The organism is Streptomyces lincolnensis, from assembly GCF_021173675.1.
GTDB classification, from domain to species: Bacteria; Actinomycetota; Actinomycetes; order Streptomycetales; family Streptomycetaceae; genus Streptomyces; species Streptomyces lincolnensis_B.
In genome coordinates this window covers 13,557-36,684 of sequence record NZ_JAIHON010000023.1, presented here as the reverse complement: position 1 = coordinate 36,684, position 23,128 = coordinate 13,557, and the positions used below count along the sequence as shown (strand labels likewise).

General features: G+C 71.8%; 19 protein-coding genes. 7 read left to right on the top strand and 12 right to left on the bottom strand.

Annotated features, from left to right (window positions below):
- The first annotated feature begins 159 nt into the window (after positions 1-159).
- Complete coding sequence (locus K4B79_RS43885) at positions 160-861, top strand: FadR/GntR family transcriptional regulator (protein ID WP_232033054.1); 702 nt, start codon at positions 160-162, stop codon at positions 859-861.
- A gap of 13 nt (positions 862-874) precedes the next feature.
- Here K4B79_RS43885 and K4B79_RS43880 read toward each other — a convergent pair whose 3' ends face one another.
- Positions 875-1,486, bottom strand: a complete 612-nt coding sequence (locus tag K4B79_RS43880; RefSeq protein ID WP_445276268.1) for a TetR/AcrR family transcriptional regulator — start codon at positions 1,484-1,486, stop codon at positions 875-877.
- A 74-nt stretch (positions 1,487-1,560) separates the two neighbouring features.
- On the opposite strand from K4B79_RS43880, the gene K4B79_RS43875 reads away from it, so the two are divergent.
- A complete protein-coding gene (locus tag K4B79_RS43875; protein WP_232033052.1) occupies positions 1,561-2,508 on the top strand; it encodes an NADP-dependent oxidoreductase in 948 nt (315 codons plus the stop codon).
- A 31-nt stretch (positions 2,509-2,539) separates the two neighbouring features.
- On the opposite strand, the gene K4B79_RS43870 is transcribed toward K4B79_RS43875, so the two are convergent.
- The 7 genes from K4B79_RS43870 to K4B79_RS43840 all read right to left on the bottom strand — a co-directional run bounded on the left by K4B79_RS43870 (position 2,540) and on the right by K4B79_RS43840 (position 13,338).
- Complete coding sequence (locus tag K4B79_RS43870) at positions 2,540-3,685, bottom strand: winged helix DNA-binding domain-containing protein (RefSeq protein ID WP_232033051.1); 1,146 nt, start codon at positions 3,683-3,685, stop codon at positions 2,540-2,542.
- An 84-nt stretch (positions 3,686-3,769) separates the two neighbouring features.
- On the bottom strand, positions 3,770-6,790 hold the full coding sequence (locus K4B79_RS43865; protein WP_232033050.1) for an alpha-mannosidase: 3,021 nt from the start codon (positions 6,788-6,790) through the stop codon (positions 3,770-3,772).
- Positions 6,791-6,819: 29 nt separating this feature from the next.
- On the bottom strand, positions 6,820-8,883 hold the full coding sequence (locus tag K4B79_RS43860; protein WP_232033049.1) for an endo-beta-N-acetylglucosaminidase: 2,064 nt from the start codon (positions 8,881-8,883) through the stop codon (positions 6,820-6,822).
- Positions 8,880-10,136 carry a glycoside hydrolase 5 family protein gene (locus K4B79_RS43855; RefSeq protein WP_232033048.1) on the bottom strand — a complete coding sequence of 419 codons (1,257 nt, stop codon included), beginning with the start codon at positions 10,134-10,136 and terminating at the stop codon, positions 8,880-8,882. Before K4B79_RS43855 ends, K4B79_RS43860 begins: the two co-directional genes overlap by 4 nt.
- 45 nt (positions 10,137-10,181) lie before the next feature.
- On the bottom strand, positions 10,182-11,081 hold the full coding sequence (locus K4B79_RS43850; RefSeq protein WP_232033047.1) for a carbohydrate ABC transporter permease: 900 nt from the start codon (positions 11,079-11,081) through the stop codon (positions 10,182-10,184).
- Complete coding sequence (locus K4B79_RS43845; RefSeq protein WP_232033046.1) at positions 11,078-12,043, bottom strand: carbohydrate ABC transporter permease; 966 nt, start codon at positions 12,041-12,043, stop codon at positions 11,078-11,080. The genes K4B79_RS43850 and K4B79_RS43845 overlap by 4 nt, the downstream gene beginning before the upstream one ends.
- A 2-nt stretch (positions 12,044-12,045) precedes the next feature.
- On the bottom strand, positions 12,046-13,338 hold the full coding sequence (locus tag K4B79_RS43840; protein WP_232033045.1) for an ABC transporter substrate-binding protein: 1,293 nt from the start codon (positions 13,336-13,338) through the stop codon (positions 12,046-12,048).
- A gap of 232 nt (positions 13,339-13,570) precedes the next feature.
- Here K4B79_RS43840 and K4B79_RS43835 point away from each other — a divergent pair, with 232 nt between their 5' ends.
- The gene (locus tag K4B79_RS43835) at positions 13,571-14,587 is read left to right on the top strand and encodes a LacI family DNA-binding transcriptional regulator (RefSeq protein ID WP_232033122.1); all 1,017 of its coding nucleotides are present in this window, start codon (positions 13,571-13,573) and stop codon (positions 14,585-14,587) included.
- Between the two features lie 66 nt (positions 14,588-14,653).
- The gene (locus K4B79_RS43830) at positions 14,654-15,694 is read left to right on the top strand and encodes an alpha/beta hydrolase family protein (RefSeq protein WP_232033044.1); all 1,041 of its coding nucleotides are present in this window, start codon (positions 14,654-14,656) and stop codon (positions 15,692-15,694) included.
- A gap of 47 nt (positions 15,695-15,741) precedes the next feature.
- Here K4B79_RS43830 and K4B79_RS43825 read toward each other — a convergent pair whose 3' ends face one another.
- Complete coding sequence (locus K4B79_RS43825; RefSeq protein WP_232033043.1) at positions 15,742-17,289, bottom strand: alpha-L-fucosidase; 1,548 nt, start codon at positions 17,287-17,289, stop codon at positions 15,742-15,744.
- Positions 17,290-17,302: 13 nt separating this feature from the next.
- Positions 17,303-19,156 carry a family 20 glycosylhydrolase gene (locus K4B79_RS43820; RefSeq protein ID WP_232033042.1) on the bottom strand — a complete coding sequence of 618 codons (1,854 nt, stop codon included), beginning with the start codon at positions 19,154-19,156 and terminating at the stop codon, positions 17,303-17,305.
- 202 nt (positions 19,157-19,358) lie between these two features.
- Here K4B79_RS43820 and K4B79_RS43815 point away from each other — a divergent pair, with 202 nt between their 5' ends.
- Positions 19,359-20,696: an amidase gene (locus tag K4B79_RS43815; protein ID WP_232033041.1), complete on the top strand. Its 1,338-nt coding sequence runs from the start codon at positions 19,359-19,361 to the stop codon at positions 20,694-20,696.
- 50 nt (positions 20,697-20,746) lie between these two features.
- On the opposite strand, the gene K4B79_RS43810 is transcribed toward K4B79_RS43815, so the two are convergent.
- Together K4B79_RS43810 and K4B79_RS43805 are read right to left on the bottom strand one after the other, a co-directional pair.
- On the bottom strand, positions 20,747-21,229 hold the full coding sequence (locus tag K4B79_RS43810; protein ID WP_232033040.1) for a GNAT family N-acetyltransferase: 483 nt from the start codon (positions 21,227-21,229) through the stop codon (positions 20,747-20,749).
- 76 nt (positions 21,230-21,305) lie between these two features.
- Positions 21,306-21,479 (bottom strand): hypothetical protein, encoded by a 174-nt coding sequence (locus K4B79_RS43805; protein WP_107406738.1) that lies wholly within the window; start codon positions 21,477-21,479, stop codon positions 21,306-21,308.
- A gap of 448 nt (positions 21,480-21,927) precedes the next feature.
- Here K4B79_RS43805 and K4B79_RS43800 point away from each other — a divergent pair, with 448 nt between their 5' ends.
- Positions 21,928-22,332: a hypothetical protein gene (locus tag K4B79_RS43800; RefSeq protein ID WP_232033039.1), complete on the top strand. Its 405-nt coding sequence runs from the start codon at positions 21,928-21,930 to the stop codon at positions 22,330-22,332.
- A gap of 25 nt (positions 22,333-22,357) precedes the next feature.
- A complete protein-coding gene (locus tag K4B79_RS43795) occupies positions 22,358-23,116 on the top strand; it encodes an SDR family oxidoreductase (RefSeq protein WP_232033038.1) in 759 nt (252 codons plus the stop codon).
- Positions 23,117-23,128 lie beyond the last annotated feature (12 nt).

The following is a 23,128-nucleotide window of genomic DNA, read 5'->3' as shown; positions in this document are numbered from 1 at the left end:
GCGAGCAGATGACCGCATACTTATCAGACCACTTCCCCGGAACAACACCCTCCTACCGCATATTTTCGCCATGTGGACCCGTGGTGGTCCGACCACATGATGGTGGTCGGACCACATCGCCGGTTAGACTGCGGCGCACCCGGTGAGTGGAGGAACGGCGTGGACGAGACAGCCCCGCAGAAGGGCACCGTGACGCAGCGCGCCATCGAGCGGATCAAGGCGATGATCGGCGAAGGCCGCCTGGAGCCGGGCCAGCGGCTGCCCACCGAGCGTGATCTGGCCGCGCAGATCGGCATCTCCCGCAGTTCGATGCGCGAGGCGATCCGCGCGCTCACGGTGATGGGGGTGCTGGAGGCCCGGCACGGCTCCGGCATCTACGTCACGCAGCTGGAGGCCGGCGACCTGCTGGAGACCTTCGGGGTGGTCGCCGACCTGTCGCGCGGCCCACGTCTGGTGGAACTCCTGGAGGTACGGCGCATCCTGGAGTCGACGGCCACGGGGCTGGCGGCCGCCCGGATCACCGCGGACCAGCTGGCCGAGGTCGAGAAGCACCTCACGGCGATGAACGCCACCGAGGACCCGGAGGAGATCCTCGCCCACGACATCGCCTTCCACCGCGAGATCGTCTCCGCCGCGGGCAACGAGACCATGGCGGCGATCCTGGACGGCCTGTCCTCCCGTACCTTCCGTGCCCGCGTCTGGCGCGGCTACCAGGAGGAGGGCGCCTTCGCCCGCACCCGCCGCGAACACGCCGCGATCCACCGTGCGCTGGTCGCCCGCGACCCGGACACGGCGAGGGCGGCGGCGGCCGCGCACGTGGGGGAAGTGGAGCACTGGCTGCGGGCGCAGCTCGGGGGGTAGCCCCGCGCCCGCGCTACCAGCGGGTCAGGGGCAGCCGGACGGCCGGTGGCAGCCGTGCCGGGACGGGGTTCGCCCTGAAGGACTGGATCATCAGGGCCGCGAAGCGGCGCGAGGCCGCCACTCGCAGCTCGGGTGACTCCGCCCGGATGCCCTCGTTCGCCATCAGCGCCAGGCTGAGGTCCTCCGGTACGAAGTCCTCCCGCAGGTCGCCCGCTTCCTTGGCCCGCCGGACCAGTTCGAGCAGCATCCGCAGGGCCCGGTCGTGGTCCGCGGCGAACCCGGCCGCCTCGGGGAGCCGCGAGGTGAACGCGCGGGCGAAGCCCCGGTCGAGGGCGTCGATCTCCATCAGCTTCTCGATCAGCAGACAGAAACCGCGCCACGGGTCGGCCGCCGCCAACCCCTCCTCGACGACCTCCGAGCAGACCGCCATCTGCTCGGCGAAGGCCTCGGTGATCAACGCCTCCTTGGTCGGGAAGTGCCGGTAGACGGTCGCGACGCCCACCTCGGCGCGCCGCGCGATCTCCCGGATCGGCACTTCCGGTCCCCCGGTGGCGAAGGCGAGCCGGGCGACGGCGAGGATGCGCTCGCGGTTGTCGCGGGCGTCCGAACGGAGCCTGGTTCCCACTTCGTCCCTCATCTCGCCCCTCGTCGCTCTCACTTCGGCCGAACGGACGGGCTGCTCGATTACGTTCCCGGCCCATGAGAGCTGTTCAGTTTTCCGAGTACGGCCCGCCCGGCGTCGTCCATGTCGCCGAGGTCGAGGCCCCGCACGCCGGGCCCGGGGAGATCCGTATCGCCGTCAGGGCGTCCGGTCTGTCGGTGGGAGAGACGCGCCTGCGCTCCGGGGCGCTGCGTGACGTGGTGCCGACGGCCTTCCCCTACCGGAGCGGGTTCGATGCCGCGGGGGTGGTGGACGAGGTCGGTTCCGGGGTCACGGACGTCGGCGTCGGCGACGAGGTGTTCGGCATCGCCGGCATGACCGTACGGGGCGCCAACGCCGAGTTCGCGGTGCTGTCCGCGTGGGCGCCCCGGCCGGCCGCGTGGAGCTGGGAGGAGGCGGGCGGTGCCGCGGGCGGCGTCGAGACCTCCACCCGGGTCCTCGACCGGCTCGCCGTCGGCGCCGGGCACACCGTGCTGGTGCAGGGCGCGGCCGGCGGAGTGGGCACGATCGCCGTCCAGATGGCGGCGGCCCGCGGTGCGCGGGTCATCGGTACGGCGAGCGAGCACAACCACGCCTTCCTGCGTTCCCTCGGCGCGGAACCGACGACGTACGGCACCGGGCTGGTCGAACGAGTCCGAACACTGACCCCGGACGGGGTGGACGCCGTGTTCGACTGCGCCGGAGGAGCCCTGCCCGACCTGGTCGCGATCGCCGGGGACCCGGCGCGCGTGGTGACGATCACCGACTTCACCGCGGCGGCCCACGGCGTGCACCTGTCGCACACCGCACCGGTCGACGAGAAGGGCGCTGTCGTCGGAGGCGCCGACGCCATGGCGGTGCACGGCCTCAGGAGCGCGGTCGTGCTCGCCGGACAGGGCCGGCTGCGGGTGCCGGTCGCGGCGGCGTTCCCGCTCGCCGAAGCGGCGGCCGCGCACGAACTGAGCGAGAGGCGGCACGCACCCGGGAGGATCGTGCTGGTGAGCTGAGCGAAGTCCGCGAAAGGGGCCGCGTTCGCTGTCAGGCGGGGAGTACGCGTACCTGACCGGCGGGCAGCTTCGCCCACCAATGCGCGTACCGGCTGTAGACCCGCGGGTCGCGGTCGGCGAGCAGGGCGGTCAGGGAGCGGGCCTCTTCGGCGAGTCCGTCCCACGCCTCGGGCGGCAGGTCGTGAAAGGCCGTCGCCTCGATGCCGCCGCCCTCGGCCGGGCGCCACACGCCGGCGACCTGTCCGTCGACCAGGAGCGTCGGCAGCACATCGCCGTTGACGCGGGTCACCAGGCGGCGGTAGTCCGGCGGGACGACCCGGCCGCGGTCGGCGTGGGCCAGCAGGACGCTGTCCCACATCGCCATCAGGCGGGGCGGGGCCGGGGTGTCCGCGGGCGGGCGCGGGGCGCCGGGGACGTCGAAGAGCACGGTCGCGTCCGGGCCGTCCAACCGCTCCACGGCGTCGCCGAGCGCGGCCAGCGCGGTACGGACGCGGGCCCGCCGCACGAGGGCGAACTGCGCCGCGTCCGCCACCGTGGCGGGGCCGAACGCCTTGAGGTACCGAAGGATCAGCTCACCCAACGCCTGCTCGGTCCCACGCTCGGACTCGCTGCTGAACCCTCCCTCCGGGGCGGCGACGTACGAAGGTGACGTGCCGAACGACCAGGGCCCGCCCGTCGGCACGTGCACCAGCGGCGCGTAGGCGCGCAGCCCCCACCACGCCCCCTCCTGCCGCTCCACGCCCACCCGCTCCCCGAGCCAGGACTTCATCTCGGTGTTGGACCGCGGCTGCCCGGCGAACTCCAGCAGCCCCGGTTCCAGTCGGGCGGCGTCCGCCGGAGTGAGCCCGGCGGCGGCGAACCGGGCGCCGAGCCGGGAGGCGTACAGCGTGGGCCGCATCGCGTCCCGGACCATGCGGTGGTCGTCGCGGTGGACCGCGTGCAGCGTGATCCGCAGCAGGGTCGCCTTGACGAGCGTGCCGTCGGCGAACGCGGTGTCCAGGTAGGCCGGATCGAAGCCGGTGAGCCGGTTCCACAGCGCGAGGTAGGCGGACGCGGACTGCTGCGCCTGGAGCGCGACGATCCGGCGTACGGCGTCGGCCACCGTCAACGGCTCACGCTGGAGCAGCAGTTGGCGGCCGAGGGTGGCCCGGTTCAGTTCCCGCGCGGTGATCTTCACGAGGGGATTGTGCCGCCGGTGGTTCCCCGGCCGCCAGGACCGGGGAACCATCTGCGGATGCGGGACCGGGGAACCGGCCGCGCGTCAGGCCCTCGTGAACCGCAGGGTGACCAGCTCGAACGGACGCAGCCGCAGCGAGACCCGGTTCCCGTCCCGCTCCGGTGCCGGTACGTCCGTCAGCGGGCGTTCCAGCAGATCGGTGGCCGTGACGCCGCCGACCTCGAAGCCCGCCGTGAGCGTGGCGCGGGTCCGCCCTCCGTGGGCCTCGTGGAAGCGCACCACCACGTCTCCGCTGCCGTCGTCGGCCAGCTTCACGGCGGTGACGACGACGGCGTCCGCGTCGACCGAGACCAGCGGCGCGACCTCCCGGGCGCCGGTGACCCGCCGCTCGGGGACGTTGATCCGCCAGCCCTCCCGCACCGCGTCCCCGACGGACGCGCCGGGCACCAGGGCGTGCCGGAAGCGGTGGACGCCCTGGTCGGTCTCGGGGTCGGGGAAGCGCGGGGCGCGCAGCAGGGAGACCCGGACGGTGGTGGTCGTCCCGCGGTCGCCCTCCGTGCGGACGGTACGGGTCACGTCGTGGCCGTACGTCGAGTCGTTGACGATCGCCACGCCCCACCCCGGTTCCTCCAGGTGGACGAAGCGGTGGTTGCAGGCCTCGAACTTGGCGGCCTCCCAGGAGGTGTTGGTGTGGGTGGGCCGGTGGAAGTGCCCGAACTGGGTCTCGGACGCGTACCGTTCGGCGTGCACGTCGAGCGGGAAGGCGAGCTTGAGGAACTTCTCCGTCTCGTGCCAGTCGACCTCGGTGTCCAGGAGCAGCCGCCGCTCACCCGGTGCGAGCGACAGCCGTTGGGTGACGCGGGAGGAGCCGAAGGACCGGACGACGCGCACCGACGCACCGTCGTCACCCGCCGCGATCTCGTCCACGTCGGTCAGGTCGGTGACGGTGTTGCGGTAGAACTCGTCGACGTCCCAGGCGTCCCACATGTTCGGGAGGTCCGGGTGGAGTTGGAGCAGGTTCGCCGCCCGGCCCGGAGCGATCGTCTCGCGGTCTGCCTCGATGTCGTACGCCGACACGACGAGCCCGTCGGCGTCGATCTCGACGCGCAGCAGGCCGTTGTCGAGGATGTGTCCGCCGCCGGGGCGGTCGGCGAGGGTGGTCCGCCCCTCGACGGCGGGGGTGCTCGCGCCGCCCGCCGGGACACCCTCGCGGGTGTGCGGGGCGGCGTTGAAGACGAGCGGGATCGGGCCCTCCCCCGCCAGGGCGTGCTGGGCCGCGTCGATGACGGCGCCGAGTTCCTCGGCGACCCGCTCGTAGGTCCTGCGGGCCTCGCGGTGCACCCAGGCGATGGAGGACCCCGGCAGGATGTCGTGGAACTGGTGCAGCAGCACCGTCTTCCAGATCCGGTCCACCTGCTCGTAGGGGTAGGCGAATCCGGTGCGCACGGCAGCCGTGGCCGCCCACAACTCGGCCTCGCGCAGGAGGTGTTCGCTGCGTCGGTTGCCCTGTTTGGTCCTGGCCTGGCTGGTGAGGGTCGCGCGGTGGAGTTCGAGGTAGAGCTCACCGACCCAGACGGGCGGTTCGGGGTACTCGGCCTCGGCCTTCTCGAAGAACTCCTGCGGGGTCTCCCAGACAACGGTCGCCGAGCCTTCGAGGTCGCGCAGGCGGGCCGCCTTGGCGACCATCTCGCGGGTGGTGCCGCCGCCTCCGTCGCCCCAGCCGGTGGGGGCCAGGGAGTGGCGGGCGGCTCCCTTGTCCTTGAAGTTGCGGGCCGCGTGGGCTATCTCGCTGCCCTTCATGGAGCAGTTGTAGGTGTCGACGGGCGGGAAGTGGGTGAAGATCCGGGTGCCGTCGATGCCCTCCCAACGGAAGGTGTGGTGGGGGAACTTGTTGGTCTGGGACCAGGAGATCTTCTGGGTGAGCAGCCACTTGGAACCGGCCGCCTTGATGATCTGCGGCAGTCCGGCGGCGAAGCCGAAGGTGTCGGGCAGCCAGGCCTCGTCGTTCTCGACGCCGAACTCGTCGAGGAAGAACCGCTTGCCGTGCACGAACTGACGGGCCATCGCCTCCGAGCCGGGCATGTTGGTGTCCGACTCCACCCACATGCCGCCGGCCGGCACGAACCGTCCGTCCGCCACGGCCTTCTTCACCCGCGCCCACACCTCGGGCCGGTGCTCCTTCACCCAGGCCCACTGCTGGGCCTGGGACATCGCGAAGACGAACTCCGGCTCGTCCTCCAGCAGGGCGGTCATGTTGGAGGTGGTCCGGGCCACCTTGCGGACGGTCTCCCGCAGCGGCCACAGCCACGCGGAGTCGATGTGCGCGTGACCGACAGCGCTGATGCGGTGGGCCGAGGGGACGGCGGGCTCGGACAGGACCGTCTCCAGACGGGCCCGCGCCTGCGCCGCCGTCGCGTTGACGTCCTGGAGATCGACGGCGTCCAGGGCCTTCTCGACCGCCCGCAGGATGTCCCAGCGCCGCGCCGACTCCACCGGCAGCTCGGCCATCAGCTCGCCGAGCACCTCCAGGTCGATCACCAGCTGCCAGACGACCTCGTCGAACACCGCGAGATCCATCCGGGCGAGGGTGTACTGCGGCTCGCTGCCGGCGGTCTCCTTGTCGCCCAACCGCGTGGGCAGGAAGGGGTGGTAGTCGAGGATGACCGGGTTGGAGGCGGCCTCGACGTGCAGGCGCACCTCCTCGCCGCCCTCGACGGGGGCGCCGACGCGCACCCACTGGTTGCGCGGGTTGAGGCCCTTCACCGGGGTGCCGTCGGGCCGGTAGACCAGGCCCTCGCACTGGAAGCCGGGCATGTTCTCGTCGAAGCCGAGGTCGAGGATCGCCTCCACGGTCCGCCCGGCCCACGCCTCGGGGACGGTCCCGGTGACGCGGAACCAGCTGGTGCCCCAGGGGGCGCCCCACCGGGCACCGACCGCGATCGGCTCGGGCTCGGCGGCGAGTCCCTCGGCGACCGGCACCGGCTCTCCGGGCGCGTGCCACACGGCCACGTCCAGCGGTACGGACTCGGGGTAAATGGCGGGCCGGATGCGCTCCTCCAGGACGCGCTTCAGTCGGGCTTCCACCAGGTTGCGGTCGTCATGCATGCGGGGTGCTCCAAGGCTGAGGGTGGTGGTTACCAGGGGTGGGTCACGGCCACGGGGGCCGACGACGTGTACAGCTCCCCCACCGCACGCAGCTCCAACCGCGCCGCCCGCTCGCCCTGTTCGGGTCGGAGCCCGCCGACGAAGAAGGCGGACTGGCAGGTACCGCCGAGAAAGCGCCGGGTGCCGTCGGGGAGGAGCCGGTGGAGGGTGTAGTGGCGTACGCCGCCTGAGCGGGAGCCGCTGGTCGCGGAGCCGTTGATGCCGGAGCCGCCGGCTCCGGAGCCGGGCACGGTGTTCCAGGCGAGGCGCAGGTCGCCGCCGCTCGCGTCGGTGATCCGGAACCCGGAGGGTGCGGCGGGTCCGGCGGGCGTGCCGGCCCCCTGCCGGACGGCGACACCGCCCAGCCGCCACGTCACGGGGCCGTCGGTCGCGGTGAGCCGCACGCCGAGCGCGTGGACCGTCCCGGAGAGCCCGGTGAGTCGTACCGTCGACGTCTGCCAGGAGCCGGCCGTGTTCACGGGGAAGTAGGCGTACGGCGGTGGCGAGCCCGGTGAGCCGGGCTCGGCGGTCGCCACGGCGAGCTCGACCCGCACCGCCCCCGCATCCGTGCGGTGCGTCAGCTCGACCACCGTGTCACCGGAGACCGGGAGCCGTGCGGCGTACAGGTCCACGGTGACGGGCGCGTCCGGTTCACCGTCCACCAGCACGCTGCTGCCGCCCCGCCAGGCGTCCGCGAAGTCGAAGGACACCGCGGGGCGCCGCCCCTCCGTGCGCACCACCCACCGTCGCGAGGGCAGCCGGTCCTGGAGCCCGAGGTGGTTCCAGGGCGCGTCCGAGGTGACGGTCCCGTCCTCGTACCATCTCAGCCCGTGCCCGGTGTTGAACACGCTCGCGAACGGTACCGAGGTCACCGTCGAGCGGTCCGCGACCGACACGGCGGGCGCCCGCCAGCTGTCGGTGGCGTCGGGGCGGGACGGGTCGAGGGAGCGGCCGGTCCAGAACCGGTCGTCGGCGGCGTGGAAGGCGCCCGGTGACCGGCCGTCGGAGGGCAGCTGGTTGCGCGTCCACTCCGGCCGGTACAGCCCGATCGACGTCACGTGCGCCTTGTCGCGCGGCACGATGGCGTCCCAGTTCTCGGAGGTGTTCCAGCCGTTCGCCTCCACGTCGACGCCAGCCCACAACGCGTAGCGGCTGCGCCCCAGTTGCTCGGCGCGCGTGCCCGAGGACACCAGACTGCTCGCCGACCAGCGGAAGTCCACGAACATGTCGTCGGCGGTCTCGAAGAAGGCCTGGTTCCGCGTGTTCAGCGCGCCCTGCCAGCTCACCGCGCCGTCCACGGTCATCGAGTCGTACCAGGTCACCCGCTGTCCCGCGGCCGCGGCGAGCGACTTCAGCTCGCGCAGGAAGCCGAGCATGGCCGCCCCGAGGGCGGCGTCCCCGCCCCCGGTCTCGGCGTTGACGAACCAGCCGTCGAAGCCGTACGCCCGTGCCACCGCGACGAGTTGGGCGGCCAGCGGGTAGCGGCCGGCCGCGTCCTGCTGGACCAGGTCGCGGGTCCACCGGAGCTGTCCGCCGTAGGCGGCGGGCGGCAGGAAGATGTTGCCGAGGACGGGCACGCCGTGGCGGTGGGCGGCGTCCACGATCGGCGCGTTCGGGGCGAGGACGAGCCCTTCGCCGGAGGAGCCGCCCCAGAAGACCAGTTCGTCGATGTAGGCCCAGTGGGTCAGGGCGTAGTAGTCGGCGGTGGCCGCGCCCTGGGAGGGGTTGCCCGCCGTCGGGCCGAAGGAGACCAGCGACTGGATACGGGCCTGCCCGGCGCGGGCCGTCGGGTTCGCCGGGACCGGGGTGAAGCGGTCGGCGAGCGGCACGGAGGCGGCGTTGAAGGCGAGGTCCGGATCGGTGGCCGCCCGCCAGGACTTGAGGCTGCGCCAGGTGATGCCGGCGCCCGGGGTGCCGGTGGGCAGGGAGTCGGGGAACCAGTAGGAGGCGTACGGCTGGAGCGCGGCGGCCTTCGTGGCTGCCGCCGCCGGCAGCGAGGTCGCCAGGGGCAGGGCGGCGGCCGCCAGCAGGACGGTGCGTCTGGTGGGGTTCACGAACGGGTTCCTCCTTGACGGGTGGGGAGTACCTGATCGGGGGTGACGACCTCGGTGATGCCGCGTGCCGAGAGGTGGTCCCGGTCGGTGGCACGGGTGTCGAGGACGGTGGTGGGGCGGGCGCCGTCTGCGGCCAGCCGGAAGTAGGCGTCGAAGACGGGGCCGCCCGGGGCGCAGTGAGAGCGGACGGCGGGATCGGCGGGGACGACCAGTGCTGTCGTACGGGTCTCGGGCGGGTACGAACCGGAACGCGCCGCCCGCTCCAGCACCCGGGCGGCCTCCTTCGGCTTTCGGTCGTTGGTCAACAGGCCGAGGCCGTACTCCAGTTGGGGGAAGTCGGCGAGGTCGCGGGAGACGTCGTGGGAGCACCACCAGGTGATGCCCCACAGGTCGGGGCAGTCCAGGGCGTGCGTGACGGTGGCCTCGGTGAAGGCGGCGGCGTGCTCGGCCGGGACCAGCGGTGCGGGGGCGCCGACCTCCTGGAGCCAGACGGGGCGGTGCGGGTCGTCGGCCCACGCCTTGCTGAGCTCCACGAGGTAGGCGGCGTGGTGCTCGGTGGGGACCGAGGTACGGCCGTGGCGCTGGGCGGTGCCGTTGAAGACCCAGGAGTGCACGGCCGTGACGGCGCCGCGACGGGCGGCCTGTGCCGGGGTGAACGGCTGGTCGTCCTGGTACCAGGTGGCGTCGTACTCGGCGTGCAGGTGGAGCCTGCCGGGGGCGCCCTCCTCGCAGGCGGCGAGCATGCGGTCCAGCCAGGCGTCGATCTGCGCCTCGGACGCCCGGTCGGGGTCGGGGTGCGGGCCCGCCGAGAACTGGTTGACCTCGTTGCCGAGGGTCATGCCGATGAAGTTGGGCCGGTCGGCCAGCGCCGAGGCCAGCGTGCGCAGATAGGCGGCCTGGCCGTCGACGACGTCCGGGTCGGTGAACAGGTTGCGCCGGTGCCAGGTCCGCGTCCAGGCCGGGAGGAAGTCGAAGCTGCTCAAGTGCCCTTGCAGGCCGTCCACGTTGACGTCTAGTCCGCGCTCGGCCGCCGCGTCGGCGAGCCGCACGAGGTCGGCGACGGCCCGTTCGCGGATCAGGGTGCGGTTCGGCTGGAAGTACGGCCACAGCGGGAAGATGCGGATGTGGTCGAGCCCCAGCTCGGCGATGGAGTCGAGGTCGGCGCGCACGGAGTCGAGGTCGAAGTCGAGCCAGTGGTGGAACCACCCGACGCTGGGGGTGTAGTTGACGCCGAAGCGCACGGCAGGAGGCATACGGTGTCCTTCTCGCACAACGGAGTCCTTCTCGTACAAGGGAGTTCAGCCCTTCACCGCCCCCTCGCCCACCCCGCGGAAGAAGTACCGCTGGAGGCAGGCGAAGAGGACGATCAGCGGTGCCACGGCGATCACCGTGCCCGCGGCGACGAGGCGTTCGTCGTTGGCGAAGGTGCCGTGCAGGTAGTTGAGGCCGATGGTCAGCGTGAACTGGGACGGGTCGCTCAGCACGATCAGCGGCCACAGGAAGTCGTCCCAGGCGCCCATGAAGGCGAAGATCGCCACGACGGCGAGGGTGCCCTTGACCGACGGCACCGCGATCCGCAGGAACCGCTGCCAGACGTTGGCGCCGTCGACGTAGGCCGCCTCCTCGATCTCGTACGGCAGGTTGAGGAAGGCGTTGCGCATCAGCAGGACGTTCATGGCGCCGATGCAGCCGGGCAGGACCACGCCGACGAGGGTGTTGTTGAGGCCGAGCTCCCGCATGGTCGTGAACTGGGCGATGATGATGCCCTCCACGGGCACGAGCATCGCCAGGATGAAGGCGAGGGTGGCCGCGCGGCGGCCCCGGTAGCGGAGCCGGGCGAGCGCGTATCCGGCGAGGGCCGCGCCCACGCAGTTGGTGACGACGTTGGCGGTGGCCACCTTCAGGGAGTTCAGCGCGTAGTCCCAGACGGGGATGGTGTCGGCGACCCGCTCGTAGTTGTGCACGGTGGGGTGCTCGGGCAGGAAGGTCGGCGGGGAGCTGTAGATGTCCTCGGTGGGACCCTTCAGCGAGGTGGACAGCTGCCACACGAAGGGGCCGACGGTCAGGGCGAGCACGGCCAGCAACAGCGCGTAGCGCAGGACGAGTTCCCACACCCGGACCCGCCGGCCGTGCTCGTCGGTGATCCGGGGTCCGTTCACCACGGCGGGCGCGGGCCGGACCCTTTCCGTGACGCTCATGACTCGTCCCTCCGGTCCGCCCGCAGCACGAGCAGCATCAGGGCGACGGTGACGACGAAGACGACGACGGAGATGGCCGAGGCGTAGCCGACGCGGCCGGTCAGACCGGTGCCGGTGCGCTGGACGAGCATCACGAGGGTCGTGTCCTCGCCCGCCGGTCCGCCGCTCGGGCCGGCCATCAGGTAGACCTCGGAGAACACCTTGAAGGCGGCCACGGAGGACAGCGCCCCGACGAGCACCATGGTGGAGCGCACGGCGGGCACGGTCACCGTCAGGAAGCGCCGCACGGCACCCGCGCCGTCCACGGCGGCGGCCTCGTGCAGTTCGCGCGGCACGTTCGCCAGCGCCGCCAGGTAAATGATCATGTAGTAGCCGAGGCCCTTCCAGACCGTGACGGCCATGGCGCTCAGTAGGAGCAGCCACTGGTCGCTGAGGAAGCCGATCCGGCCGACGCCGATCGTCTCCAACACCGAGTTGACCAGGCCCCGTTCGTCCAGGAGCCACACCCAGATCAGTCCGACCACGACGATCGAGGCGACGACCGGGGTGTAGAAGGCGGACCGGAAGAAGGCGATGCCGGGGATGTTCTTCTGCACCAGGAGCGCGAGCAGCAGCGGCAGGATCACCAGGGCGGGGACGACGCCGAGGACGTACAGCGTGCTGTTGCGCAGGCCGATCCAGAACATGTCGTCGTGGAGCAGTTCGCGGAAGTTGGCGAGCCCGACGAACTCCCCCGGGATCAGGGTGCGCCGGTCGGTGAAGGCGTTGACCAGCGTGGAGACGAACGGGTACAGGATGAACGCGCTGATGATCAGCAGTCCGGGTGCGGCGAACAGCCAGGGGCTGGTGGGCAGTTGGCGCCGGACCCGGCTGCCGCCCCGCACCCCGCCTCCGCCCGGCAGTCCGTTTCCGTCCCGTACTCCGTTTCCGCCCCGCGCCCGGGACACGGTGGACGACGACATGGTCATCCCTGCTGCTGGAGCAGCGTGTCGCACGCCTTGACAGCGTTGTCGAGCGCTTCCTCGGGGCTCTGCTTGCCCTGCAGCGCCTTGGCGACCTCGTTGCGCAGCGCGGTCTTCATCTGCTCGCTGAACAGCACGGGCGTGTAATTGACGGCGGTCTTCAGCGACTTGGCGGCGGCGACCCGCACCCGCGTCTCGTCGGTGCCGTCCTCCTTGGTGAAGTACGGGTCGTCGAGCGAGCCCGCGGTGGACGGGAAGATCGCGACCTGCTTGGCGAACGACATCTGGTGCGCCGCGTCGGTGACGTAGTGCGCGAAGGCGACGGCGGCGGGCGTCTTCTTGGTCTGGGCGTTCACCATCACGCCCATCACGTACATGTTGACGTGGCCGGTGCTGGTGATCTGGTCGGTGATGCCGATGTTCTTGTAGAGGCTGGGCGCCTGCTTCTTGAAGTTGCCGAGGTCCAGGGCGCTGCCGGGGTTCATCGCGACGGCCCCGGTGAGGAACTTCTTGCCGGAGGACTCGGGGGTCGCGGTCAGCGCCTGCGGGTCGAGGGCCTTGGCGTCGTACAACTCCTTGTATTCGGTGAGGAGTTCGACCCCCTTGGCGTCGTTGAAGGCGAAGGCGGTGCCCTGCTTGTTCATCAGCTCGACGCCGTAGCGGCCGAAGTCCTCGATGGTGGGGACGTTGGCGAGGGTGGCGACCTTGCCGTCGCTCTTCTTCGCCAGCTCCAGGGCCTGGGTGAACAGTTCGTCGTACGTCTTCGGCGGCCGCTCGGCGTCGAGGCCGGCCTCCTTGAACAGGGACTTGTTGTAGAACAGCGGCCCGGTGTTGAGGTACCAGGGGAAGGCGTACGTGCCGCTCATGCCCGGTATCCGGTGGCTGGCCCAGGCGCCGGCCAGGTACTCCTTCCGGTACTGCGGGGCGGCCTTGTCCAGGTCGAGGGCGAGGCCCGCCTTGGCGAGCGGGGCGACGAGGTCGGGCGAGACGTTGACGACGTCGGGCAGGGTGCCGCCGGCGGCGTCGGCGCTGATCTTGTCGGCGTAGCCCTCGGCGGGCTGGTCGACCCACTTGACGTGGGTGCCGGGGTACTTCTTCTCGAAGTCGGCGATCAGGCCCTCGAAGTACGGCTTGAAGTTGGCCCTCAGGTTCCAGGTCTGGAAGGTGATGTCGCCCTCGACCTTGCCGGAGGCGTCGGTGGAGCCGCCGCCGTCGCCTCCCGAGCCGCATCCGCTCAGTGACAGGGCGAGACAGAAAGTGAAAGCGGCAGTCAGGGTTCTGCGGGAAACAGGCACCGTGGACCGTCCTCCTCAGCGGACTGGTGTGACAGACGTGGCAGACCTTGCACGGCTGGCTCAGGGCCCGTCAATGGCTGTCGCGCAGCTAATTCGATTAGTTACTAATGCGCTTTAGGATGGACGAGCTGAACCGCATTAGTGCACACTGGCGCGGGAATGTTCGCGGGAATGGAGAAATGCCTTGTCAGGCAACTTGTCAGGCAAGAGGTCACCGGCCCGGCGGCCCACGATGAAGGACATCGCGCGGCATGCCGGGGTCTCGCAGAGCGCCGTCTCCTTCGCGCTGAACGGCAGGCCCGGGGTCTCGGAGGAGACCCGGGACCGGGTACGGCGGGTCGCCGAGGAGCTGGGCTGGCGGCCCAGCACCGCGGCCCGCGCGCTGTCCGGGGAGGGCGCGGCGACGGTCGGCTTCGTGCTGGCCCGGCCCGCCGAGACGCTGGGCGTGGACTCGTTCTTCCTCCAACTCGTCTCGGGCATCCAGGAGGTGCTGGCGGAACGTCATCTGGGGCTGCTGTTCCAGGTGGTGGAGGACGTCGCCGACGAGTGCGCGGTCTACCGGCGCTGGTGGGCCGAGCACCGGGTGGACGGCGTCCTGGTGGTGGATCCGCGCTCCGCCGATCCGCGGCCCGACCTCCTCGACGAGCTGGGGCTGCCGGCCGTGGTGATCGGCGGCGCCCCGGACGAACGCCACCCGGGTCTGTCGACGGTGTGGGCGGACGACGCGGGCGCGATGGCCTCGGTGGTGGACGAACTGCACCGGCTCGGCCACCGGCGGATCGTGCACATCGCGGGCCTGGCCGGCCTCGCGCACACCGAACGCCGGATCCGCACGCTGCGCGCCGAGGCCGCCCGGCGCGGTCTCGGCGAGGTGGAGTCGGTGACCACCGACTACTCCGACGCGGCGGGCGCCGCCGTCACCCGCCGCGTCCTGGAGGCCCCCGCTCCCCCGACGGCCCTGGTCTACGACAACGACGTGATGGCCGTCGCCGGGGTCGCCGCCGCGGCCGAGCTGGGTTTCTCGGTGCCCGCGGACGTGTCGGTGGTGGCCTGGGAGGACTCGGCGCTGTGCCGCATGGTCAAGCCGTGGCTGTCCGCCCTGTCCCGGGACAGCGTGGAGTTCGGGCGTACGGCGGCCACGGAACTGATGGCCCTGCTGGACGGCGGCCCGGCCCGCACCGTCCGGGTGCCGGTGCCGCGGCTCATCGAACGGGACAGCACAGGGGTGGCGCGCAGCGGCGGTGCCTGAGCGCGGTGCTTGAAGACTCGACGGAAAGTCGACCCCGATGACACCGGCCCGGGTGACAATGGCCGTATGCGGTCACGTCCAGCAACGGCCTGTGCCACAGCCGCGCTCCTGCTCGCGGTCACCGCCGGCTGCACGGACGGCGGTGACGGCGACGAGGCGGCACGCGGCACCCCGTCCCCGTCGACGAGCGCCCCGAGCCGCACCCCCTCCGCGACGCCCTCCCCCACCCGTACGCCGGTGAACCCGGTGTCGATCCCGGCCCTGATCCAGCGCGAGCACACCGGTTCCGCCCTGAAGCTCGGCGACGTGATCACCCGCACCTCCGACTACACCAGCTACGAGGTGACGTACGAGGCGAACGGGCTGACGATCTCCGGGCTGATGAACATCCCCGAGGGCAGGGGGCCGTTCCCGGCGCTGGTCCTCGCGCACGGCTACATCGACCCGGCCGTCTACACCACCGGCCGCGGCCTGAACCGCGAGCAGGACCTCCTCGCCCGCAACGGCTACATCGTCCTGCACACCGACTACCGCAACCACGCCCGCTCGGACAAGGACCCGGACAACGACGTCAACCTCCGGCTCGGCTACACCGAGGACGTCATCGGCGCGGCGAAGGCGCTGAAGTCGTCCGGGCGCCCGGAGATCGACGCCGACCGCGTCGGGCTGCTGGGCCGGTCGATGGGCGGCGGGGTCGTCTACAACACGCTGGTGGTGGCCCCGGGCCTGTTCGACGCGGCCGTCGCCTTCGCGCCGGTCAGCTCGCGCCCCGAGGAGAACATCGACCACTTCCAGCGTGCCGAGGGCGATCCGCTCGTCGCCCGGATCGACGCCACGCACGGCACGCCCGAGAAGAACCCGGAGTTCTGGCGGGAGGCCTCCCCCGTCACCTACGTCGACCGGGTCACCGAGCCCCTGCTGATCCATCACGGCACCGCCGACGACACCTGCCCCATCGCCTGGTCCCGGCAGACCGCGGCCGCGTTCGAGAAGGCCGGCAAGGATGTCCGGCTGCGCACCTACCAGGGCGAGGGGCACACCTTCTATCCGCAGTGGCGGCGCTCGATGGACACCACGATGGCCTTCTTCGCCCAGCATCTGCGCTGAAAGGTGGTCACCGGATCGCCGACGCGCCCCGGTGACCACCCGGTCCCTCAGACCCGCGAGCGGTACAGGCCGAACTCCTTGATCCGTACGGCACTTCGGGCCCGCGTCACCCTCAGCCGCCAGCGCCGGGCGCGCACGGCGGACGGCAGCGGCAGGATCCGGCTCGCGCCGATCGTGCCCGCCGACGTGACCTGCGTCCAGGCGCCGTCGCGCCACGCCTCGACGACGAAGCCCTCCACCTGCTGGCCGTGCCGGATGTCCTCGGCGAGCCGGATGCGGTCCACCTCCCGCTCGCCGCCGAGGTCGACGGTGACGCGGCCCGGTTCCCTGAGCGTGCGGGCGCCCGCGGCCAGGTCCTCGGGCAGTTCGCGTTCGACACGTTCCCGGAACTCCCGCAGCCGGACCACATCGGTGTCGTGCAGCAGACCGTCGGTGTCCGGTGGGACGTTGAGCAGCAGCACGGCGTTGCGCCCCACCGAGCCGAAGTAGATCTCCGTCAACCAGTCGACGGACTTGGGCTGTTGGTCGGCGTGGTAGAACCAGCCGTCGCGGATGGAGACATCGCACTCGGCGGGCCACCACTGGAGGTGGTCCGTCGCCGGCCGCGCCTTCACCAGGGCGGCGCGGCTGCCCTCGTCGGGGGTGTCGTAGGACAGCGCCCAGTCGGTGCGGCCGTACTGGTTCTCCTTGACCGGGATGACGCTCCACTCGTCCTCGCGGGCGATGCCGCTCTCGTTGCCGACCCAGCGCAGGTCGGGTCCGGTGACGGCGATGGCCGCGTCCGGGGCGAGGGCGCGGACGAGGGTGTACCAGCTGTCCCAGTCGTAGCTCTCCACCTTGTCGGGCGGGATGTGCCCCTGGGCGCCGTCGAACCACACCTCGTCGACGGGCCCGTACTCGGTGAGCACCTCGTACAGGGTGTTGAGCATGTGGGCGCCGTAGTCGGTGGCGTCGAGGGTGTGGAAGCGGTCCGGCGAACGGTCGTCGCCGAGGACGAGGGCGGGGATGGTGCGCGGTGTGCGGGCGCTGCCGTTGGCGTAGACGCCGTGCAGGTACTGGTTCTCGTCGGCGGGCGAGATGTACACGCCGACCTTGAGACCGTGGCGGCGCATGGAGTCGGCGAAGGAGCGCAGCACGTCGCCGTGTCCGTCGCGCCAACTGCTCGATGCCACCGTGTGCTTGGTGTAGCGGGAGGGGTAGAGGACGAAGCCGTCGTGGTGCTTGACGGTGAGGATGGCGAGCTTGAAGCCGCCGTCCTTCAGGGCGCGCGCCCACTGGTCGGTGTCGAGGCGGGCCGGCTGGAAGACGTCCGGGTCCTCGTCGCCGGTGCCCCACTCCAGACCGGTGAAGGTGTTCACCCCGAAGTGCAGGAACGCGGTGCGTTCCAGGGCCTGCCAGGCGATCTGCCGTGCGGTGGGCCGGACTTGGGAGGCCTTGCGGACGAGGTCGGCCTCGGTGTCGTCCGGGGAGACGGGGATGCGGTAGCGGGGGTCCTCCGCCGCCGCCGAGGGCACGGCGGAGGCCCGCGATGCCGTGCCGGCGGTCACGGCGAGGGAGGTGGCGGCGGTGACGAAGAGGCGTCTGGAGACGGTCATGGCGGGACTCTCCTCAGGTCAGGTGCCAGACGGCGGGCGGGCGTTGGTCCGGCGGGTACTGCGCGATCCGGCCGTCGTCCGTGACGGTGAGCGCCATCCGCGTGATCGCGTTGACGAGCCGGTAGCCGCCGCCCGCCGCGGACTGCACCTCCCAGCGCTGCAGGGTGTTCGTGGCGTCGCAGGTGTCCCAGGTCGCCTCGACGCCGGGCTGGAGCGGGACGTTGAGGGTGAGCCTGCCGCCGCTGATCGCGAGGCAGCCGGCCGCCGACCGCAGGGTCGCGTAGCCGTCCGCCGTGCGGTGCACCGAGGCCGTGAAGGAGCTCCCGAAGGCGTACGTCCCGTCCGCCACCGGCACCCGGGTCAGGTCCCGCCATCCGGGCGCGTGCCCGACCGCCGTGCCGCGTTCCACGAACCCGGCGTACGTGGCGTCGGGGTGGGGGTCGCCCCAGGTGGCCTGGGCGATGTGCCGCAGGGCGGGCCAGAGCCGGACGGCGACCTCGTTCTCGGTCTCGCCGCGCCCGTTGTCCGGCCACAGGCTGATCTTCGCGCCGGTGATCCCCTGCGCGGAGGTGAGCTTCTCGCCCTCGAAACTGCGCGGGTCCCAGCTCTGGTCGTACAGCGACGCGGTGTCGCTGTGAAAACCGCCGCGGATGAGGTAGAGCGAGTAGGCGGCGTTCATCACCCGGTAGCCCCGCGCGACGAGTTCACCGGGCTTGACCGCCACGTTCAGCCAGTGCTCGACCGTGGTGTCGGTCTTCACGGGGACGGTGTTGGCGCCGGTCAGTCCGTCGTTCCAGATGCGCAGGTCGACGCCCTTGCCCGCCGCGTGGTCGTGGACGCGGTTGACGAAGTCCACGAAGGCGTCCTGCGGAGTGGCGTCCGGACCGTACTTGGCCTGGGCGTACTTCAGGATCTGCGGATACTTGGCGAAGTCGGAGCCGAGCATGTACTCGTCGGCGCCCATGTGCCAGGACTTCGCGGTGAAGACCTGGGCGTACTCGTCCATCAGGCTCGTGTAGTAGTCGAAGGCGGCCTGCTGGGTGATGTCGAGCCGTGAGGGCTGCTTGGTGCCGTCGGAGTCGGTCAGCTGGAGGTCCGGACGGTTCTCGATCCACGGGTCGATGTGCCCCGGGGAGTTGATCTCCGGGATGATCTCGACGTGGTACTTCTCGCCGAGGGCGACGAGCCGGCGTATCTCGTCCTTGGTGTAGTAGCCCCAGGTGTTGGCCTCGGGATGGGCGTCGCTCTTGACCTTCAGCTCCAGCAGGAGCTGGTTGAGCTTGTGGTACGCCATCTCCCGGACGAGGTTCTCCAGCCAGGGCAGGGAGACGTGGATGTAGCAGGCGCACACGCCCACGCCCCGCTCCTTGTAGCGCGGCACGTCCACCGTCCGTCCGGCGGGGATCCGGTCGCCCTGGGCCAGCAGCTGCAAGAGCGTGCGGGTGCCGTAGAAGGCGCCGGTCTCGGTCGCGCCGGTCACCGACAGGCGCTTGCCGGCGTGGAGTGCGTAGCCCTCGGTGCCGAGGGCGGACTCGGTGGGCCGGACGTCGATGACGATGTCACCGGCGCGGGCCCCGCCGCGCACCACCGGCACCGTGCCGTGGCCCGCCGCGCGGAGGTCGTCGGCGAGGGTGCCGGCCACCCGGCGTTCGGCACCGGTGTCGGCGACGATGCGGGTCCCGTTGCGGTAGGCGTAGGTCCCGGACTCCGGGGCCCAGTCGGTCAGGGCGGGCACCGTGACCGGCGGCTTCTGTTCCTCCTGCGCGACGGCCGGTGTCGGCGCCACGCCCATGGTCAGCAGCGCCGCGATCCCGATCGACCGCAGCCATCCTCTTCTGCCCGTGTTCAAGAGTGGGCCCCCAATCATCGGATGGCTGATGATTGAGCGGCCTCCAGGGACTGTCAATGGGATGCGAAGAGGCGGGAGTTGGGCTATTGATCGGATGACCTGCGGTTCAGTGGGTGCACACTCGGGGCAGCCGCGGCAAAAGTCCAACAAGAGCGGTCCGAATATCCAAGGAGTGCGGCACAGTTCTCCCTGAAGGATTACTCGCCAGTAAGGAGCGCCCGTGACCAGTTGGGCAGGCCGGACCGCCGCCGAGATCGCCGCAGCCGTACGGGAGAAGCGGGCCACGCCCCGGGAGGTGGTGGCCGAGCACCTCGCGCGGATCGAGCGGCTCGACGGCCGGGTGGGTGCCTTCCGGACGGTGCGGGCCGAGGCGGCGCTCGCCGAGGCCGACGCGGTGGCGGCCCGCGGAGATCTGGGCGAACTGCCCCTGGCCGGAGTGCCGGTCGCCGTCAAGGACAACCTCGCGGTGCGCGGCGAGTCGATGCGCGTGGGGTCGGCCGCGACCCCGGAGGCACCGGCCGCCGAGGACCATCCCACGGTGGCCCGGCTGCGGGCGGCGGGCGCGGTGGTCGTGGGCCTGACCAACGTGCCGGAGCTGTGCGTCTGGGGCACCTCGGAGGGTGTCCACGGCACCGCCCGCAATCCCTGGGACACCTCCCGCACGGCCGGTGGCTCGTCCGGCGGCAGCGCGGCCGCGGTCGCCGCGGGCCTGGTGCCGGTCGCCCTCGGCAACGACGGCATGGGCTCCCTGCGCATCCCGGCCGCCAACTGCGGCCTGGTCACCATCAAGCCGGGGCCCGACGTGGTGCCGCCCGGCACCAGCACCTGGTTCGGCATGTCGGAGAACGGGCCCCTCGCGACGACCGTCGAGGACGCCCGCCTGGTGCTGTCGGTCATCGCGGACGCCTCGTTCGCCCCGCGGGACACGGACACCACGCACCGCGTCGCCGTCTCCCTGCGCAGCCCCATCGCGGGCGTGGCGGTCACCGGGCCCTACACGGCCGCGGCCCGGGAGGCGGGCGGTGTGCTGATGAGGGCGGGGCACCGGGTGCGCCGGGCCGATCCGCCGTACCCGATGTCGCTGAGCCTCACCTCGTTCGCCCACTGGACGGCCGGCACCGCCGTGGACGCCGACGCCCTCGACCGGCGGCTGCTGACGCGGCGCACCCGGGTGCACGCGGCCGTCGGGCGCCGCTTCGTGAACACCGTGCGCACCGGCACCGGACGGGAGGCGCTGCGCCGGCGCCTGGAGCCGTTCTTCGAGGAGTACGACATCCTGCTCACCCCGGCGCTGGCCCGCCGCTCCCCGCAGGCCGCGCCCTGGCACGAGCGGGGCTGGCTGCGCAATCTGCTGGCCAACACCACCTACTCGCCGCTGACCCCGCCGTGGAACCTGACGGGCTGGCCCGCGATGGCGGTCCCCTTCGGCACCCTGCCCTCCGGCGCGCCCTGTGCCGTCCAGTTGGTGGGGCGCCCGGGGTCGGAGGCCGATCTGCTGGAGGTGGCGGCGGAGCTGGAGCAGCGGCACCCGTGGCGGCGGACGGCACCGCTCGACTGAGGGCGAGGGCCAGGGCAAAGGGAGCGCGGATTACAGGGCCTTGTAGCCGACTACAGGGCCTTGTACATGATGTGCAGGCCCACCCGGCCGTGCCGGGGATGGTCGTAGGCGTCCGGGACCGTGCCGAGGATCGTGAAGCCGAAGGAGGTCCACAGCTTCACGGCCGGGTTGGTCTCCACGACGGCGTTGAACACCATCCCCCGGTAGCCCGCGGCCGCGGCGGCGGCCAGGACGTGCTCGGCGAGGGCGCGGCCGTATCCCCGGCCGCCCTGGTCGGGGTCGACCATGAAGCCGGCGTTGGCGATACCGGCGGCGGGCCCGCCGTAGTTGGGGGTGAGGTAGGCGGAGGCGACGACGGCTCCGCCGTCGTCCTCCACGACGTAGACGCGCTTGGCCGGGGCCATCCACAGGGCCCGGGCCGCCTCCTCGGAGGTGTCCGGGTCCCAGGTGTAGGTCTCGCCGGCGGCGACGATCCGGTGCCAGAAGGGCCAGATCCGCGGCCAGTCCTCGGCCACGGCTTCTCTGATCTGCATGGGCGTGAGTTTCGCACGCCCATGCGGTCGGCGATCGCGACAGGTCCCCTCGGGGTGCCCCGGGGGTCTCGGTGGGTCAGTCCACGCTGGGCAGGATGTGGGGCTCGACGAGGTCGTCCTCGTAGCCCGCCAGGCGGATCGGGGCGGAGCGGGCCCACACGTCGAGGCTGCCGATCTCCCCGGGCCTGCGGCCGGCACGCTCCGTGCGTTCCTTGGGGCGTTGTTCGCGATTCGTCTTCTCCGGTGTCACCGCGCACTCCTTATGTGTCGGGTCACCCTCGGGGCGTACCTGCCCATGCTCCGGCCTGGTCGTCGACGCCCGCTCGGGTCTTGCTTGAGACAGCTCGGACGCGGTGGCGCCGGTTCCTCGTACGAGAACAGGCCGTGGTGAACGGGCGAGTCCCATGACGGACCGTGGGTGTTGGGTAGGACCCCGTACTGCTGTCCGTCCGCTACAGATTAACCAAATGAGCGCGAGTGCGCTCGATCGGGCTGAAAACAAAGGGTAACTATCCGGAGTCGTCCGTGTTCAGCTGGGTTGAATCGTCAGTATTCGCCTCATGATGCCGCTTTTGTGATTCCTCCGCTCGGCCTACGCCGGCGAACAGACGACGCAGTTCAGGTCCCGTTGGCCGAATGGAAAGCCGGCCATGATCTGCTTCCGGACGGCAGGGCTTGTCCGGCGGGAGGACTGGCGCATGGAGCTGCGCAGTGTCGAAGAGCTGATGGATCTGCTGTACGTCTGCCGGGGCCAGTGCGGGGCGCTGCGGACCGCCGCGCTGCTGCGCCGGTCCCGTCCGGCCGACAAGGAACTCCAGGTGGCGGGTCTCGTCCACTCGATCGGCCCGCTGCTGGGCCCCGGCGACCAGGCCCGGCACGCCCACCGCGCGGCCGACGCCGTCCGCCCCCTGCTCGGCGGCCGCGTCGCCCGCCTGGTCCGCGACCACTCCGCCCCCGGCCCCGCCGACGACGACCTGCTGCGCCTGCGCCACGCGGTCGAGGAGGCTCGCACCGCCGCCTTCGACGCCGGGGTCCTGGAGGACTGGCGCACAGTCCTGGAGCTGGTCGCGGGACGCAACTCCCGCCTGGAGTCTGTTGACTGACGGCCCGTCATGAGACGGTACGCCGATGACGTCGTCGTACGACCTCAAGGGCAGGGCCGCCATCGTCACCGGGGGCACCCGCGGTATCGGGTACGCCGTGGCCGGGGAGTTGGCCGCGGCCGGAGCACGGGTGTGCGTCACCGCCCGGGACCCCGACGACGTACGCCGGACCGCCGCCTGCCTGGACGGGGTCGGGCTGGCCGGCAGCGTCGCCGACCCGGACCACCTGCGACGGCTCACGGACCTCGCGCTGGACGAGTTCGGCCGGGTCGACATCGTGGTCAACAACGCGGCGACCAACCAGCCGTACGGCCCGCTGATGGACATCGACCCGCAGGAGTGGGGCGAGGCGTTCGCCGTGAACGTGGAGGCACCGCTGCGGCTGGTGCAGTGCGCGTGGCGCGGCTGGATGGCCGAGCACGGCGGCTCGGTGGTCAACATCTGCACGGAGGGCGCCCGGCACGTCGGCCCCCGCATCGGCGCCTACAACACCAGCAAGGCCGCGCTGCTGCACCTCACCGGGCAACTGGCGGGAGAACTCGCGCCCCGGGTACGGGTCAACTCGGTCTCGCCCGGCCTCGTACGGACCGAGATGGCACGGTTCGTGTGGGAGCCGGGAGAGACGGAGATCGCGTCCGGCCTGCCCCTCGGACGGATCGGCGAACCCGAGGACGTGGCGCGGGCCGTGCTGTGGCTGTGCTCCGACGCGGCGGAGTGGATCACCGGGGCGGACCTGCTGGTGGACGGCGGGACGAACGTCCGCAGGGCACGGATCACCCCGTAGGACCCGCAGCCG

Excerpts from the sequence above, each read along its gene's own strand:
- K4B79_RS43875 (WP_232033052.1), top strand. The coding sequence starts at position 1,561 with ATGAGAGCTGTTCAGTTTTCCGAGTACGGCCCGCCCGGCGTCGTCCAT.
- K4B79_RS43865 (WP_232033050.1), bottom strand. The coding sequence starts at position 6,790 with ATGCATGACGACCGCAACCTGGTGGAAGCCCGACTGAAGCGCGTCCTG.
- K4B79_RS43855 (WP_232033048.1), bottom strand. The coding sequence starts at position 10,136 with ATGCCTCCTGCCGTGCGCTTCGGCGTCAACTACACCCCCAGCGTCGGG.
- K4B79_RS43850 (WP_232033047.1), bottom strand. The coding sequence starts at position 11,081 with ATGAGCGTCACGGAAAGGGTCCGGCCCGCGCCCGCCGTGGTGAACGGA.
- K4B79_RS43845 (WP_232033046.1), bottom strand. The coding sequence starts at position 12,043 with ATGTCGTCGTCCACCGTGTCCCGGGCGCGGGGCGGAAACGGAGTACGG.
- K4B79_RS43835 (WP_232033122.1), top strand. The coding sequence starts at position 13,571 with ATGAAGGACATCGCGCGGCATGCCGGGGTCTCGCAGAGCGCCGTCTCC.
- K4B79_RS43830 (WP_232033044.1), top strand. The coding sequence starts at position 14,654 with ATGCGGTCACGTCCAGCAACGGCCTGTGCCACAGCCGCGCTCCTGCTC.
- K4B79_RS43825 (WP_232033043.1), bottom strand. The coding sequence starts at position 17,289 with ATGACCGTCTCCAGACGCCTCTTCGTCACCGCCGCCACCTCCCTCGCC.
- K4B79_RS43820 (WP_232033042.1), bottom strand. The coding sequence starts at position 19,156 with ATGATTGGGGGCCCACTCTTGAACACGGGCAGAAGAGGATGGCTGCGG.
- K4B79_RS43810 (WP_232033040.1), bottom strand. The coding sequence starts at position 21,229 with ATGCAGATCAGAGAAGCCGTGGCCGAGGACTGGCCGCGGATCTGGCCC.
- K4B79_RS43800 (WP_232033039.1), top strand. The coding sequence starts at position 21,928 with ATGGAGCTGCGCAGTGTCGAAGAGCTGATGGATCTGCTGTACGTCTGC.
- K4B79_RS43795 (WP_232033038.1), top strand. The coding sequence starts at position 22,358 with ATGACGTCGTCGTACGACCTCAAGGGCAGGGCCGCCATCGTCACCGGG.